Origin of the sequence: Stenotrophomonas sp. (assembly GCF_032103445.1) — a bacterium.
In the GTDB taxonomy this organism is placed as follows: domain Bacteria; phylum Pseudomonadota; class Gammaproteobacteria; order Xanthomonadales; family Xanthomonadaceae; genus Stenotrophomonas.
Map to the genome: position 1 here is coordinate 13717 of NZ_DAMDFR010000050.1, position 16425 is coordinate 30141.

Consider the following 16425-nt stretch of genomic DNA (forward strand, 5'->3'; position numbering starts at 1 on the left):
GGTCAGAACAGGGAGGTCGGGAACGGGGCGTCGGCACTGTCAGTGGCCTGCACCGGTTCCGACCCGGAGGCGACGGGTGCCCATTGTGGCGCAAAGAAGGCCTGGACATCGGCCAGCGCCCGCGTGCGCCGGAACGGCGGCAACGAATCCATGAAGATCCGACCATAGCCGCGCGTGGTCAGGCGCGGGTCGCACAGCACCAGCACGCCACGATCAGTCTCGCTGCGGATCAGCCGTCCCACGCCCTGCTTGAGCGCGATGACCGCCTGCGGCAGCTGCTCGTCGCGGAACGGATTGCCGCCATCGCGACGGATCGCCTCCAGCCGCGCTTCGAACACCGGGTCGTCCGGGGCGGCAAACGGCAGCTTGTCGATCACCACCAAGCTCAGCGCGTCACCGACCACGTCCACCCCTTCGCGAAAGCTGGCCGACCCCAGCAGCACGCCATTACCGGAGTCGCGGAACCGCTGCAGCAGGGTGGCGCGCGGTGCCTCCCCCTGCACGAACAGCGGCCATGGGCCGTCGCGCAACGCCTCGGCCGCCTCGCGCAGCGCGCGATGCGACGCGAACAGCAGGAACGCGCGGCCCTCCGAGGCCTGCAGCACGGGGGTGAGCGCAGCGATCAAGGCGGTGCCAAAGCCGCGTGCGGCCGGGTCCGGCAAGCCGGTGGGCAGGTAACACAGCGCCTGCCGTTCCCAGTCGAACGGGCTGGGCTGCAGCAGCGTAATCGGATCTTCCAGGCCCAGGCGCTGGGCGATGTGCTCGAAGTGGCCATCCACGGTCAGCGTCGCCGAGGTGAACACCCAGGCGGCCATGGAACGCTGGCGGTGTTCGCGCAACGGTCCGGACACATCCATCGGCGTGCGCTGGCAGCGGAAGCCGCGCGGAGTGAGCTCGTACCAGAGCACATCCGAGGTGTCCGCCGGCGGGGCCGGATCGGCTTCGAAATCCAGCAGCGGCGCATCCTCGCCCAACCAGCGCGAGAGTCGCGACACCGCCTCCACCGCGCGCGCGTGGCAGGCATCCAATCCAGGTGAAGCCTCGCGCACGCCGTCCAATACATCGCGCAGGCCCACCAGGGCGCTCATCGCGGCATCGAAGCCGTCGCGCACCTGCGGCACCGCCAACGCCCGCCATTGGGTGCCGCGTCCGGGCAGACCCTCCATCGCCATGCGCAGTTCGCGCAGGGTCTGCTCAAGGGTGCCCGCCGGCCCCTGCAACGCGGCCTGTGCGCCGGCCACGCTGCGGCTTTCGGCCAGGCAGTCGCGGGCCAGTTCCTGCCACGGCCGCATGCCGAAACCTTCACCAAAGAAATTGGCGGCCAGCTCCGGCAACTGGTGGGCCTCGTCGATCACAAATGCCTGCGCACCTGGCAGGATCTCGCCGAAACCTTCCTGCTTCAATGCCAGGTCGGCCAGCAGCAGGTGATGATTCACCACCACCACGTCGGCGGCCTGCGCACGTTGCCGCGCCTGCACCACGAAGCAGTCCGACCAGAACGGGCAGTCGGTGCCAAGGCAGTTATCCACCGTGGAGGTCACCAGCGGGAGCAGCGGCGAATCTTCCGGCAAGGCATCCAGTTCGGCCATGTCGCCGTACTGGCTGCGCCCCGACCACGCCAGGATGCGCTGGAACTGGGCCACCTGCTCCAGGTTGCTGAAACGCGGCTCGCCGCGTGCCTGCTGCAGGCGATAGCGGCACAGATAGTTGGCCCGTCCTTTCAGCAGCGCACTGCTGTGGCCCACGCCCAGCGCCGCGCGCACGCGCGGCAGGTCACGATGGTACAGCTGGTCCTGCAGCGCCCGGGTACCGGTGGAGATGATGATCTTCAAGCCCGACAGCAACGCCGGCACGAGATAGGCGAAGGTCTTGCCGGTGCCGGTACCGGCCTCGGCCAGCAGCACGTCACGCTGTTCGAACGCGTCGGCGATGGCGGCCGTCAGTCGCAGCTGCGCGGGGCGGGAGACAAACGCATCCAGGTGGCTGGCAAGCGCGCCGCCCTCACTGAGCGCATCGCGGCTGGCATGGGCAAGACCGATCATGCCGCCATTGTACGGGCCTCAATACCGCTTGATGCCGGGCACCGTGCAGCCTTCGATCTGGGCGTGGGCGGAGACGGCATTCTCCTGCTCGCCCCGCGCCAGACGGGATTGCTCGATCGTCGCCCAGTGACGACGGCACAGCGGACCGGTTTTCGAACCCAGCTCCACCGCTTTGCGTGCCAGCGTTTCGGCCTGCGCCCAATCTGCCTGCAACAGGGCTACCTCGGCGCGCTCCTGCAGCACCGCCGGGTCTCCCTCGGACACCTGCAGGGCCTGGTCCAGCGCCTGTGCCGCCCCCGCCAGATCGCCAGCCTGGCGTTTGCCCTGCGCGACCACGCGGAGGTCTTCCACGGCACCGTCGCGCAGCGGCTGCACGTCCAGCTCGGTGTCATCCTTGCCGGCGGCGGCGTCCACCGCGGCCAGGCGCTGTGCCGGCGGCGTGGTGTCGACCGGCTTGACCGGGGCGGTGGAAGACACGCACCCGGCCAGTGCCAGCACGGATAAGGAAACGAAAACAGAAAGCGATAGACGGTTCATTCGCGGCGACCTCGGAAACGACTCAACGAGCCGGGGGAGTGGCCGCCGGGGCGGCTGCGGCCGGCTCACCCGCCGGCTCGGGTTTCTTGTCCAGGCCGAACCAGCTGCGCCAGCCGCCGCCCTCGCTCTGTCCTTCGCCCTCGCCTTCCGGCAGCGCGCTGGGCGGTGCACAGGGGGCGTAGTTCGGCGCGTAACCCACCACGAACGGGAAACGGCGCGCACCCGGGCAGGCGTCGTCGGTGGCGGCCATGCCACCGGCTTCCACCGGCTGCCAGTCCAGCCCCTTGTTGTTGACCTTCAATGGCGCGGTGGGCAACCGGCTGAAGATGCCCGACCACACCCGCATCGCGCCGGTGGCACCGAACAGGCCGGTCTGTTCGTTCTGGTCGTTGCCCATCCAGACCACGGCCAGATGATCGCCGGTGTAGCCGGCATACCAGCTGTCGCGTCCATCATTGGAGGTGCCGGTCTTGCCGGCCGGCTGCAGGCGACCCAGACCGTCCGCATTGAGGCGCTGCGCGGTGCCACTGGAGACCACCTGCTGCAGCCCGATGCTGATCAGGTTGGCGGCAATCGAGTCGCCCTCCTGGGCCGGGGCCGGGGTTTTGTCGTAGCGCTTGAGCAGCTTGCCCTGCGGATCCAGCACGCCACGCACCGCATGCAGCGGCTGGATTTCGCCGCCCGACGCCAGGAACTGATACAGCTGCGCCATCGCGTACGGGCTCTGGTCGGTCGAGCCCAGAATCACCGATGGATTGCTTTCAGCCTTCAGGCCGGCCAGCACGTGGATCAGCTGGGTGACGCGTTCGGGGCCGACCTGCATGCCCACCCGCACCGTGGCCTGGTTGTAGGAGTTGGCCAGCGCGTCGATCAGGCGCACCGTGCCGTGGCTGCGGTTGTCGGCGTTGCCCGGTGTCCAGCGCTTGCCTCGGCTGAGCTGCACCGTCACCGGGGAGTCGTCGACGAAGGTCGCCAGCGAATACTTGTCAGGCTGGGCGAGCGCCAGCAGGTACACGAACGGCTTGAGCAGCGAGCCGACCGGGCGCTGCGCCTCGATGGCCCGGTTGAAGCCGGGCTCAGCCACGTCGCGGCTGCCGACCACGGCCAACACATCACCGTTATGCACGTCGGTGAGCACCAGACCCGCCTGCAGTTCCGGACGACGCTTGTTTTCCAGCGACTTGATGGTCCGGGTGACCGAGCCCTCGGCATAGGCCTGCGCCGACGGCGACATGCCCGTCATCACGCTCAGGCCCGCCCCCTGCAGCACGGATTCAGGGTAATCGTGACCCAGCTGGCGACGCACCAGATCCACATAGGCCGGGAACCGGTTGGCCGCAATCAGGCCCGGCACCTTCGGCACGCCCAGCGGGGCCTTCAGCGCACGGTCCAGCTCGGCCTGGTCGATCAGTCCGTTCTCGTGCAGCTTGCCGAGCACGAAGTTGCGGCGATCCAGCGCGCGCTCCGGGTTGCGGCGCGGGTCGTAGTACGACGGCCCCTTGACCAGCCCGATCAGCAGCGCGATGTGCTCGGTGTTGAGCGAGGACAGGTCGCGCCCGAACCAGAATTCGGCGCCGGAGGACATGCCGTGAATCGCCTGGCTGCCGCGCTGGCCCAGATAGACCTGGTTGAGATAGGCCTCCAGGATGGTGCGCTTGTCGTAGCGCGCCTCCATGATGAGTGCGTAGAGCACTTCATTGAACTTGCGGGTGACCGTCTGTTCCTTGCCGATGCCCAGCAAGCCGCTGCGGGCCAGCTGCTGGGTCAGCGTGGAAGCACCCTGCCTGCTCTGCCCACCCGAGCGCACGGTCACCCATACGGCGCGGGCAATGCCGCTCAGGTCGATGCCGTGGTGCCGATTGAAGTCTTTGTCTTCCACCGCCTGCAGGCCGGTCACCAGCAGCTCCGGCGTTTCCTCCAGGCGCACCAGGCGGCGTTCTTCCTGCTTCTGGCCGTACAACGTGGCAATACGCGCCGGATCCAGACGTGCAGCCTTCAACGCCTTGCGGTTGCCGGCGTCGCGCAGCGAGGCGATCTGCCCGCCGGAAACACTCAGCTCGACCCGGCGCGGAGCCACCGGGCCGTCCACGTCGTTGTAGCCACGGCTGGAAATGACGAAGCGCCCGCCGTCCTGGCTGAACGTCGCCGGTGACTTGCCAGTTCCGTCGTCGCGGTACGCCGCGGCCGCCAGCTCGGTCTTCAGGGTCTGCACGTCCATCGCCACGCCCGGGGCCAGCACCAGGGGGCGCGCATACACCCGGGTGGGGATCTGCCAGCGCAGTTCACCGAAGCGCTGCGTCACCTGCTTGTTCAGGTAGACGGTGTAGGGGATCAGAAAGCCCAGCGCCAACGCGAAAGCGGCCATGCCTGCCGTGATGAGCCGGCTCCGCCAGCGCGGCCAGCGGCTTTCGGTCTCGTCGTCAAACGCGTCGGTGTCGTCGGAATCGTAGCGTGGGGGCACGGGATTTTCGAAGAATAAACTTCGTCGAGTCTACCCCAGTGGCTGCGACGGCAGAGTCAGCGTCATTCGCCGTTTCGCCGCAGTTCAATCAGGTAAACCCTGTCCACGCAGGCCGGCCCATGCGCCCCGACAGGCCGCCGCCGCCCCGCGCCAACCCGCACCGGCCAGGCAGGCATTGAGAATGCGCGCCAGCAGACGGGGAGCATCGTGCGCAATCCAGGCACCGCCCACGCCCTCGCGCCGGTACAGGCGTAGACGGGACCACGCCATGCGCCAGGCGATCCCCTCAAGGCCGTGCCATTGGGCCGGGGCCAGGTTCACCTGGCGGGTTTCCAGCAACGTCCGCAGTCCGTGCAGTCGTTCAGCCGTGCGCGACCGCGCCTGCGCATCCAGCAGGTCCAGCGCTCGCAGGCGCTGCAGGAAAGAGCGCCGGGAGGCACCGATCTGGTTGCCACCGTGCTGGCGGTAGTCCACCGTGCACTCGCGCACCACGTCCAACCCGCCCTGCAGCGACGCAACCACCGCCAGCCACTCATCGTGGCTCCAGCGCGGCGGAACGGGCAGGCTGGCCGGCAACAGTGTCCGGCGCAGTGCACAGGTCGCGCCGGTGACGAAATTTCGCAGCAGGATGGCATCCAGCGCCTGCCCGGACCGCTCCAGTGCCAGCTCGGCGGGATGCACGCGCAGGGTGTCGAGCAGCGTTGCCCCCAGCGGCTGGCCGGTGCCATCTACCAGCCGCGCATCGCCGTGCAGCAGCAGCAGCGAAGGATCGTCATTGAACCGCGCCACGAACGTGCGTACGCGGTCCGTGTGCCACACATCGTCCTGGTCGCACAGGAACACGATGTCGGCGCGACTGCGTTGCAATGCATCGGAGAAATTCAGCACGTAACCCAGGTTGCGGACGTGCTGCACCACTTCCATGCGGATGCCACGCGCGGCGGCGCGGGCCTGGTAAGCCTCGAGCACGGCCAAGGTGGTATCGGACGAGCCATCGTCGCCGACCACGATCTCATCCACCGGCATGGACTGCGCCAGGATGCTGTCCAGCTGCGCCGGCAGATACGGCGCACCGTTATAGGTGCACAGCGCGACACCCACTCGTGGAGCGGCAGCGGTCATTCAGGCTGCCCCAGCTGCACGCGTGCTCGGGCCTGGTCGGGTGACATCGGCACCCAGGCGCTGGAATCCGGCTGGAACGCTCGCGGATGAATGCCCAGCAGCGACTGCAGCGGGCCGTTGTCGGCCACCAGATCCTGCTGCAGCCGCGATACCGGTCCACGCGCTTTTGGCCACACCGCCGCCAGCAGTCGCAGCATCGTCATCGGCAGCGGCAACGGCAACGTGCGCTCCGCCATGCTGGCGTGCACGCGTTGGAACATCCGGGCGTAATCCACGCGCTCACCACCACCGATTTCCAGCACGCGGCGTGCGGCAGCATCAGAAGTCAGCGCGGCGACAACCGCTTGGGCGATGTCGTCCGCATGCACCGGCTGGCGCATGCCGCGCGCCATCGGAATCGGGAACAGGCGCGCACGACGGGCGCGCGCGACGATCGGCGTCAGGCTTTTGTCGATTCCCGCGCCATAGATCAGGGTCGGGCGCAGGATGGTCCACTGCATGCCCAGGCGCTCGGCCTGCGTGGTCAGACCCGTTTCACCTCTGCGCAACCACGCCACCACGGCCTGCTCGTCGCTCTGCGCCGATGATTGCTTGGTGACCACACTCATGGAACTGGTGGCGATGATGCGCGGCGCAGGTGCCGAATCCTGTTCTGCCAGCCACGGCAGCCAGCCCTCCATCGACGTGAAACTGACGATGGCCTGCCAGGTCCGGCCCCTGAACGCCGACAAGGCGTCGCCCAGATCGCCGGTCCACCACTCCACCCCGGGCTGCGACGGCTGCGGCTTTCGACTCACGGCCAGCACCGGAATACCCGCCTGCGACAGACGAGGCAACAGATAGCGACCGATCTGGCTGGTCGCGCCGGAAACAAGGACGGTCATGCCGCAGCCTGTGTGAAATGACGGCGTAATATACCCGAGCCGCAGCACTCCCTTCAGCGCAGCGCTTCCACATCCTGCAACCGCTGTTCAAGCGCCAGGTGCTCGGGACTGGCCGGATTGCTGCCCAGTTCAGTGGCAGCCTGCAGCGCGGCGCGGGCAAAAGCGACATCTCCTCGCCCCAGCCGCTCGCTGCCGACCGCCAGCCAGCGCTGCGCCAGCCGTTGACGTGCTGCGGCCGCCGCACCGTCCCCCGGCGACAACGCCTGCCACGCGCCCAGGCACGCACCAGCAGCCTGGACCCGGTTCTCACGCAGGCGGTCCTCAAAACAGTCCCGGCTGGCCGGCAGCAGCTGGCGGGCCGCGTCATGCACCCGCGCATCCCGCGGTGCCAGTGCCTGTGCGGCCCGCAGTGCATCGTAGGCGCTGTTGCCGGGCGGCGTCAGAAACCGCCCCTGGGCCTGGGCCAGCTCGAATCGCTGCAGGAGTTCCTGCAGTTCCTGCTCGCGCCGTGCGCGCGGGGCACGCGGCGTTGCCAGGGCCCTTTCCGCCTGGCGCGCCTGGTTCAGCGATTGCCGCGCAGTCACCAGCGCGCGGGGGGACACGCCGGTTGCCTCGGCGCGGGCCAGCATCTGTTCGGCCTGTGCAAAGCGGAAATCGCCAGCCAGGCGATTGGCCTCGTTCAACCACGCATCACCGACCTGCTGCAGCCCCTGCTGGGCCATCGGCTCGTCCGGCCGCGCCGCGATCACGGCATTGAAATGACGGGCCGCGGTGTCCCAGCGCCGCGCCTTCAGCGCCTGCTGTCCCAACTGCAGGCGGCGCTCCAACGCGCCATTGACGGCCGCTTCGGTCGCCGGCAGGTCCACGTGCCCGGCATCGAACACCCGCGCGCGTCGCACCAGCGCTGCAGCGCGGGCCACGTCGCCCTGCGCCGCCGCATTGCGCGCCTGGAGCAGCAGTTCGGTCAGCGCATCCTCGCGCCCTTCCAGCGCGCGCAGATGATTCGGTGCCAGCGCCAGCGCCTGCTGGAACAGCGGCAGCGCGCTGTCATCGCTGCCATCCAGGCGCTTGGCCTGCAGTGCTGCTTCAGCGCGTCCCAGCAGCACCCCGAATCCCGCGCCGGACTGCCGTCGAGCGCGCAGCGCGTCGGCAACCGCATCGGCGTCGCGCTGTGGCACCTGCAGTTCGCGCGCCAAGTCCAGGCCGCGCTGCGCTGCATCCAGGTCTTCCGCCTGCAGCGCGCGGCGCGCCTGTGCCAGTGCCGCCTGTCCGGTGCGCGCTAGACCCTCCCGGGCCTGCGACCGATCACTGTCCAGCGCCAGAGCAGCCTGGTACCACTCGCGGGCCCCGCTGCCATCGGCGGCGCTGAGATGACCCGCCGCCAGCGCACGGTCGCCACGATCCAGCAACTGCTCAACCTGCGGTTCGTTCCAGAACCAGTTCGCCAGCGGTGCCCGGAATGCCACCAGCAGCAGGAACAACCCTGCGGCCACCAGCAGCGCCCAGCGCCATATGCGCCGCGCATGCCAGGCCTGCACCCGCCACCAGCGCCCCTCGCGACGGACGCGGCGCAGGGCAGCATGGGCAGCGTCTTCATGCGGAGTGGGAGCTTGGCGGCTCATCCGTTGAGCCTATCGCTGTTCACGTGAGTTCAGCCTAGACGTCGCACGTCATTGACGCCCGGCAGGGCATCGAGTTTGCCCAGCAGGGTGGACAGCTGACCGTAATCGCTCACCTTCAGCCGCAGCCGAAGATGCGCACGGCCGCTGTTGCGGACGTTGTCGCTGTGAATATCGAGGACGTAGGCATCCTCCTGCGCGATCAGATTGGTGATGTCCTTGAGCAGCCAGCGGCGATCCACGGCGTTGACCACGACGTCCACCTCGTAACCACCGCCGGCCTGCCCCCACTCCACCGGCAGGATGCGCTGCGGGCTGGCCGCCTGCAGCCGTGCCAGCGCAGCGCAGTCGGTACGGTGCACGGTCACACCGCGGCTTCGGGTGAGATACCCGACGATGGGTTCACCGGCCACCGGCTGGCAGCAGCGCGCCAGCTGCACCAGCAGGTTACCGACGCCCTGCACGGTGAACTTGGATTTGCCCAGGTTTTCGCGCCGCGCGGTGGGCCGCGGCAGTGCAGGTGTTGCCGGCTGGGTCGCGGCGCGTTCAGCCTCCAGCAGCGCCCGACTGACCTGGTGCGGGCCGGTATCGCCCAGCGCCACCTGGATGTACAGGTCGTCCACGCTGTCGGCGTGGAATTTCTTCGCGGCCACTGCCAGATCCGCGTGCTGCAGACCCAGCCGCTTCAGTTCGCGGTCCAGCAGTTCGCGACCGGCCTGCACGTTGCGCGCGCGGTCCAGCTTGTGGAACCAGCCACGCACCTTTTCGCGCGACCGGTTGCTGGCCAGGTATCCGTTCGCCACCAGCAGCCAGTCGCGGCGCGGATCGGCTTCCTTGCCGGTCAGAATCTCCACCCGGTCGCCACTGCGCAGACGGTACGTCAGCGGCACGATGCGGCCGTTGACCTTCGCGCCGCGGCAGCGATGCCCGACCATGGTGTGCACGTGGTAGGCGAAATCCAGCGGCGTGGCGCCTTGCGGCAGATCCATCACCTCGTCCTTGGGGCTGAGCGCATAAACCCGGTCCTCGGTCAGCTCAGCATCCAGCGCACCGGCCAGTTCGCCGCCCTGCCCTTCCTGGGAGTGCTCCAGCAGCTGGCGCATCCAGGTGATCTTGCGGTCAAAGGCCTTCTCCGCGCCCTTGCTGCCTTCCTTGTAACGCCAGTGCGCCGCCACGCCCAGCTCCGCCTGTGCATGCATGTCGTGGGTGCGGATCTGCACTTCAATGGTGCGCCCTTCCGGACCGATCACGGCGGTATGCAGCGAGCGGTAGTCATTCGCCTTGGGTCGTGCGATGTAATCGTCGAATTCACTGGGCACCGGCACCCACAGCGAATGCACTACGCCCAGCGCGGCATAGCAGGCCGCCACATCCTTGACCATCACCCGCACCGCGCGGATGTCATACAGCTGGTCGAAGGCCAGCCGCTTCTTCTGCATCTTCCGCCAGATGCTGTAGATATGCTTGGGACGTCCGCTGACATCGGCTTCGATGCCCTGCGCGACCAGCTCGCGCGACAGGGTCTTCTTCACCGTGTCCACGTAGCGTTCGCGGGCCAGCCGGGTCTCATCGACCTCACGTGCGATGCGTCGGTAGGTATCCGGCTCCAGGTGGCGGAACGCAAGATCTTCCAGTTCCCATTTCAACTGCCAGATGCCCAGCCGGTTGGCCAGCGGCGCATGGATGTCGCGGGTGAGCTGGGCCAGGGCACGGCGCTCAACCTCGGGCAGACGGTCGGCGGCACGCATGCGCGCCAGCTGCCGCGCCAGCAGGATCGGTACCACCCGCAGATCGTGGATGATCGACAGCAGCAGCCGGCGCAGCCCCTCGCTGTTGCGGCCCGCCTCGCGGCCGGCGTGCAGCGCCCAGACCTGGTCAGCCGCGTCCAGGCCCTCGAGCAGACCCAGCACCGCGGTCTTGTGCGCCCCCAGCGGCAGCGCCTCCAGGCCTGCACGCAATCCCGGCAGATCAAACAGCAGCGCGGCCACCAGCGCGCTGTCATCGGCAGACAGCAAGGCCAGCGCGTCCACGGTATCGACCAGCACCGGCCAGCTGGCATGCTGGGCGTGACCGGTACCTTCCGCATGCCAGCGTTGCAGCAGCGCATCGCGCAGGGGCGTCGACAGCGACGCCATCGACGGTCGGTTCAACAAGGCATCCAGGCCGGGGGCAGAAGCGCGGTTCACAGCATCGTGCAGGTGGGACAGAGGCCTCTACACTAGCGCCCCCTCCGTTGCCGGACAATCAAAACAGGTGCATGAGCTGATGGCGGACAGGCCACGGTACAATCCGGTCAAATCCTGGAGACCTGCCATGCGCTTTTCCCGTTTGAGGATGTTGGCCACTGCGGCCGTTCTGTTGGGCCTGGCGTCGCCGGCCCTGGCCCAGCGCGTGGTCGAAGGCGATCTGCAGCAGCAGATGACGCCAGCCGAGTTCAAGGCAGCGGGGCTGGACAAGCTGAGCGCAGCCGAGCTGGCCGCGCTGAACGGATGGCTGCAGGGCAAGGTGGCCGCCGTCACTGCCGGCGTGCGCGAACAGGTGCGCGAGGAAGTCCGCGAAGAAGCACGCGAAGAGGGCCGCCAGGAAGTCATCGTCAAGAACCGCGGCTTCTTCGATTTCGGCAGCAAGGAGCCGATCGTCAGTACCCTCCAGGGCGAGTTCCGCGGGTTCGGCAAGGGCCGCCGCTATGTACTGGCCAACAAGCAGGAATGGGAGCAGACCGACGACGTCACCCTGGCCGGCGTGCGCCGTACCGATCCGGAGGTTTCGATCAGCCCGGGCGTCATGGGCGTCTGGTATCTGCAGCTCAAGGGTGTGAACACGAAGGCGAAAGTGCAGCGCGTCAAGTGACGCACTTCAGGTGCGGCCAAGGGTGAACATCACCCTTGGCGCAGCGCCGCAACCCGCTGGGCCAGTTTTTTCGCTGAAATGCCGGTCTTCGCGCCCAGTTCCTGGGCAAACAGCGACACCCGCAGCTCCTCCAGGTCCCAGCGCAGCGCCTGCCATTGCGTTCGACCGCGCAGTCCGCGTGCCTCTGCCTCGTCCAGCGCATCCAGGAACGGCCGCAGTTCCAGCATGCGGGCCTGGTCGCGCGGCGGGTCGCGCTTGGCGCGCTCCGTGCGCAGGATCATGGCGCGCAGGTAGCGCGGGTAGTTGGCCAGCGCGTCGGCGGGGGTATCGCGCAGGAAACCCGGATGGACCAGCGCCGCCAACTGTTGCTCCATGTCATCCAGGTTGCCGCGCGCCCAGCCCATCAATGGCGCTTCCAGCAATGGCTTGAGCTCGGCCACGTGGGCGAGGATCGATTCAGCCAGTTTCAACCGCGCCATGGCTTCACCAAACAGCGCGCGCCCGGCCGCGTCACGCCGCTGGGCAAAGGCCGACGGGTCGCGGATCTCCCCCAGGCCCTCGGCCAGCACCGCGTTCAACGCGGCATCAACCAGGTCACCGCGCAGGCGTTCCTGCGACTCGATGGCCGCGTAAAGCAGGCCGGTCTTGGGCGGCACCGGCAACTGCTTACGCGCCTGCTTGGCCTTGTCAGCCAGTGCGATGTCCATCAACCGGCGCACGCCACGCGGATGGTGTTCGGCTGCCTCGTTGCGGTCGGCGAAGATGCGCAACGAGGCCGTCTCGCCCGCGTCCACCAGCGCCGGATAAGCCGGCACGCCGGCCTCGCCCGGCACCTGCAGCGGAACCGGCGTGGGCGGGAACTCGCGCAGACCTTCCGCCGCCAGCGCACGACCGGCACGGGCGGCAAAGGCATCCCCTGCACGCTCGCCAAAGCGCGCACGCAGCGCATCCAGGTCGCGCGAAGCGGCAAGCAGCTTGCCCTGTGCGTCATACAGGCGCAGGTTCATGCGCAGATGTGGCTCCAGCGCCGCTTCGTCGAAGTCGGTGGCCGCCACTGACGCGCCGGTGGTCCGGGACAGGAAGCGCGCAAGCTCCCCACGCAGATCGTCGGCGGTCGGCTGGGCATAGGCTTCAAAGAAGGCCCGCCCGAAATCCGGCGCAGGCACGTAGTTGCGTCGCATGGCCTTGGGCAGGCTTCGGATCAGCGCAGACGCTTTGTCCGCAACGAACCCCGGGGCCAGCCACGACAGTCGCGCGGGATCCAGTGCGTTGAGCAGATGCAGCGGCACGTCCAGGCTGACCCCGTCGTCGTCACTACCTGGCTCGAAACGATAGTGCAGGGCCAGGCGTGCGTCCCCCAGCGGGAGATACTTTGGATAGCGCTCGACATCGCTGCCCTCACCGGGCAGCAGATCCGTCAGGGACCACCCCATCGCATGGCGCTGCTCAGGCGAGAGCCCCTTCCACCAGGTATCCAAGCCAGTCGCGGAATGGATCTGCGCCGGAACGCGGTCCAGATACCAGCGCGCCTGCCAGTCCTCGTCTGCCACGATACCGGCCCGACGCAGCTTGGCCTCTTCCTCGCGCGCCTGCTCCAGCACCTTGAGGTTGTCTGCGATCACGCTGGCGCGGGTGTTGATCTCGCCGGTCACCAGCGCCTGCCGCACGAAGATGTCGTGCGCCTCGCCCGGCGCGATGCGGCCGTAATGCACCGGCTTCTTCGGAGCCAGCACCAGCCCGAACAGGCTGATCTGCTCGGAGGCCAGCACCTGGCCCTGGGCGCGCGACCAGTGCGGGTCGAAGTGCTTGCGCAGCAGCAGATGCGGCAGTTCGGCAATCACCCAGTCCGGCTCGATCGCCGCCAGGGTCAGGCCCCACACCTTCTGGGTGTCGAGCAGCGTGGCGGCCAGCAGCCAGGGGGCTGGCTTCTTTGCCATCGCCGAGCCGGGGAACGGCAGGAAGCGACGCTGGCGCGGGGCCAGGAAGTCACCCTTGTCGCTGCGATGGCCAATCTGGGTCGGCAGGCCCGCAATCAGCGCACGATGCAGGGTCTGGTAAGCCGCTGCGCGGGTCCTCTCGCTGAAGCCGCCTCGCAGTTCGCGTTGCGCGTCCGACTGCGCCTCCTGTAGCGCCGGGCTCTGCCCGGCTGCTGTCGGCGCAGACGGTGCCGAAGCCCCCGCCTTGCCCTCGCGGGCCAGTCGCGCAGCCCGGTGCAGCTGCCCGCGCGTGGCCTTGGCCTTGGCCTCGTCATCGCGCGCCGGGGCCGGCGCGGTGGAACCGGCCAGCAGCGGAGCCAGCATGCTGTCGACTGGTTCTTCGTTCCAGCCCAGCTCCTCGCACAGCACGCGCAGCTGCCGATGCAGCTCGCGCCACTCACGCATACGCAGGAAACCCAAGAAATGGCGCTCGCACCAACCGCGCAGCTTGGACTGGGTGAGGTCTTCGTGGGCCTGCCGGTAGCTCTCCCAGAGCCGCAGCACACCGACGAATTCCGAGCGGCCGTCGGCGAACAGGGCGTGGGCATTGTCGGCGGCCGCGCGTGCCTCCGGCGGGCGTTCGCGCGGATCCTGGATCCCCAGGAATGCCGCGATCACCAGCATCGGGCGCAGGCAGCCCTGCGCCTGCGCGGCCACCAGCATGCGCGCCAGCTTGACGTCCACCGGCAGGCGCGCCATCTGGCGGCCCGTTGGAGTCAGCCGCCGCTGATCATCAATGGCCCCCAGCTCGCCCAGCTGCTGCCAGCCATCGGCGATGGCGCGCTCATCCGGCGCTTCCAGGAACGGAAAATCCTCGATCCGGCCGAGGCCCAGCTGCAACATGCGCAGAATCACGCCGGCCAGGCTGGAACGGCGGATTTCCGGGTCGGTGAACTCCGCACGCGAGAGGAAATCAGCCTCGGAGTACAGGCGGTAGCACACGCCTTCGGACACACGGCCGCAACGTCCCTTGCGCTGGTTGGCACTGGCCTGCGAGACCGCCTCGATGTGCAGACGATCGAGCTTCTGGCGCGGGCTGTAGCGTTTGACCCGGGCCAGGCCGGGGTCGATGACGTAGCGGATGCGCGGCACGGTCAACGAGGTTTCGGCCACGTTGGTGGCCAGCACGATGCGCCGCCGGCTGCCCGGATTGAACACCATGTCCTGGTCTTTGACCGACAAACGCGCGTACAGCGGCAGCACTTCGGTTTCCCGGTACTTGCGCCGCTCCAGGGCCTGGTGCGCATCGCGGATCTCACGCTCACCGGGGAAGAACACCAGGATGTCGCCGCGCGGGTCGCTGCGGGTGATTTCATCCACCGCCGCCACCAGCGCGTCGTTGATGGTGCGTTCGCCTTCGCGACCGCCCTCGTCCGCACTGCTGCCTTCGCCTTCCAGCGGGCGATAGCGGACGTCCACCGGGAAGGTCCGCCCTTCCACGCTGATCACCGGTGCATCGTCGAAATGCTGGGCGAAGCGCGAGGTATCGATGGTGGCCGAGGTCACGATCAGCTTCAGGTCGGGCCGCTTCTTCAGCAGCTGCTTGAGGTAGCCGAGCAGGAAGTCGATGTTGAGGCTGCGCTCGTGCGCTTCGTCGACGATGAGCGTGTCGTACTGCGACAGCCAGCGATCACTGCTGATCTCGGCCAGCAGAATGCCGTCGGTCATGAACTTGATGCGGGCGTCATCGCCGACCCGGTCGGTGAAGCGCACCTGATACCCCACGGTCGTACCGAGTTCGGACTGCAGTTCCTGCGCCACGCGGGTGGCCACGGCGCGTGCGGCAATCCGTCGCGGCTGGGTGCAGCCGATCATGCCGGCCACGCCGCGACCGGCGGCCAAGCACAGCTTGGGCAGCTGAGTGGTCTTGCCCGACCCGGTTTCGCCGGCGATGACCACGACCTGATGGTCGCGGATGAGCGCGGTGATGCGTTCGGCTTCACGCGCAATCGGCAGGCTGTCATCCAGACTGATCGCCGGCTGGCTGAGCGCCCGCGCCTGGCGGCGCTGGACCGAGGCCTGCAGGGCCTGCTCGAACGCGGTGGTCAGACCAGCGTCACCGGGCTTGCCGCGGAGGCGCGACAGCAACCCGAGCAGGCGGCCGCGATCGCGGCTCATGGCCCCGTCAATGGCGGACTGCTGCTGGCGCAGCGCGGAGGCGTCGGGTTTGTTGATAGCTGCCATGAATCAAATTGATAGAAAACGAAAGTACGACTGAAAGGTTAGTCTGATTTATTGTGAAGGCCATCCCATCCACCAGGAGGACATCCCCCATGGCAAAGACCAAGACCCCGGCAAAACCGAAGACCGGCAAGCAGAAGCTGGCCGCAGCGGCTCCGTCGGCCCCCAACATCGATATCGGGATCAAGGAGGGCGATCGCAAGAAGATCGCCGACGGTCTGGCCCGTTTCCAGGCTGATGCGTTCACGCTCTACCTGAAGACCCACAACTTCCACTGGAACGTGACGGGCTCGATGTTCAACTCGCTGCACACCATGTTCGAGACCCAGTACACCGAACAGTGGGCGGCCCTGGACGACGTGGCCGAGCGCATCCGTGCCCTGGGCTTCAACGCACCGGGTTCGTACCGCGAGTTCGCCGCCCTGACCTCCATCGCCGAGGAACCGGGGCTGAGCGACAGCGCCGACTGGCGTGAAATGGTACGCCAGTTGGTCGCCGCGAACGAGGCCGTCTGCCGCACCGCCCGCCACGTCCTGGACGTGGCCGACGACGCCGACGACGCCCCCACCGAAGACCTGATGACCCAGCGCCTGCAGACCCACGAAAAGTACGCCTGGATGCTGCGTTCGCTTCTCCAGTAAGGCTGAGGTTGTAGCTATTCACTGTTACGTGCTTGGTGAGGACCAACAGGCCCCTCCCGGGACACGCCGTGAACCCATCCATGGGGGCTCGTAGAAAACATCCATGTTTTCT

Annotated in this window: 10 protein-coding genes; 2 read left to right on the forward strand and 8 right to left on the reverse strand. The window is 68.0% G+C overall.

The genetic code is table 11. The features are described from left to right. Window positions 1–2: 2 nt before the first annotated feature. The 7 genes from RT551_RS15780 to RT551_RS15810 form a co-directional block, all read right to left on the reverse strand. Complete coding sequence (locus tag RT551_RS15780) at window positions 3–2042, reverse strand: ATP-dependent DNA helicase (RefSeq protein WP_313460416.1); 2040 nt, start codon at window positions 2040–2042, stop codon at window positions 3–5. 18 nt (window positions 2043–2060) lie between these two features. After that, on the reverse strand, window positions 2061–2579 hold the full coding sequence (locus RT551_RS15785) for a tetratricopeptide repeat protein (protein ID WP_313460418.1): 519 nt from the start codon (window positions 2577–2579) through the stop codon (window positions 2061–2063). Window positions 2580–2601: 22 nt separating this feature from the next. Beyond that, window positions 2602–5040: a penicillin-binding protein 1B gene (mrcB, locus tag RT551_RS15790; RefSeq protein WP_313460420.1), complete on the reverse strand. Its 2439-nt coding sequence runs from the start codon at window positions 5038–5040 to the stop codon at window positions 2602–2604. A gap of 84 nt (window positions 5041–5124) precedes the next feature. Further along, a complete protein-coding gene (locus RT551_RS15795) occupies window positions 5125–6162 on the reverse strand; it encodes a glycosyltransferase family 2 protein (RefSeq protein WP_313460421.1) in 1038 nt (345 codons plus the stop codon). Then, complete coding sequence (locus RT551_RS15800; protein ID WP_313460423.1) at window positions 6159–7046, reverse strand: SDR family oxidoreductase; 888 nt, start codon at window positions 7044–7046, stop codon at window positions 6159–6161. The genes RT551_RS15795 and RT551_RS15800 overlap by 4 nt, the downstream gene beginning before the upstream one ends. A gap of 53 nt (window positions 7047–7099) precedes the next feature. Further along, window positions 7100–8668 (reverse strand): hypothetical protein, encoded by a 1569-nt coding sequence (locus tag RT551_RS15805; RefSeq protein WP_313460425.1) that lies wholly within the window; start codon window positions 8666–8668, stop codon window positions 7100–7102. Between the two features lie 29 nt (window positions 8669–8697). Further along, the gene (locus RT551_RS15810; protein WP_313460427.1) at window positions 8698–10851 is read right to left on the reverse strand and encodes a bifunctional (p)ppGpp synthetase/guanosine-3',5'-bis(diphosphate) 3'-pyrophosphohydrolase; all 2154 of its coding nucleotides are present in this window, start codon (window positions 10849–10851) and stop codon (window positions 8698–8700) included. A gap of 127 nt (window positions 10852–10978) precedes the next feature. Between RT551_RS15810 and RT551_RS15815 the strand changes: the two genes are divergently transcribed. Next, window positions 10979–11515: a hypothetical protein gene (locus tag RT551_RS15815; protein ID WP_313460429.1), complete on the forward strand. Its 537-nt coding sequence runs from the start codon at window positions 10979–10981 to the stop codon at window positions 11513–11515. 29 nt (window positions 11516–11544) lie between these two features. Here RT551_RS15815 and hrpA read toward each other — a convergent pair whose 3' ends face one another. Next, entirely contained in the window at window positions 11545–15675 is a 4131-nt protein-coding gene (hrpA, locus tag RT551_RS15820) for an ATP-dependent RNA helicase HrpA (RefSeq protein ID WP_313460431.1), read from the reverse strand. A gap of 89 nt (window positions 15676–15764) precedes the next feature. Between hrpA and RT551_RS15825 the strand changes: the two genes are divergently transcribed. Next, window positions 15765–16313 (forward strand): Dps family protein, encoded by a 549-nt coding sequence (locus RT551_RS15825; protein WP_282297783.1) that lies wholly within the window; start codon window positions 15765–15767, stop codon window positions 16311–16313. The last annotated feature ends 112 nt before the right edge of the window (window positions 16314–16425 follow it).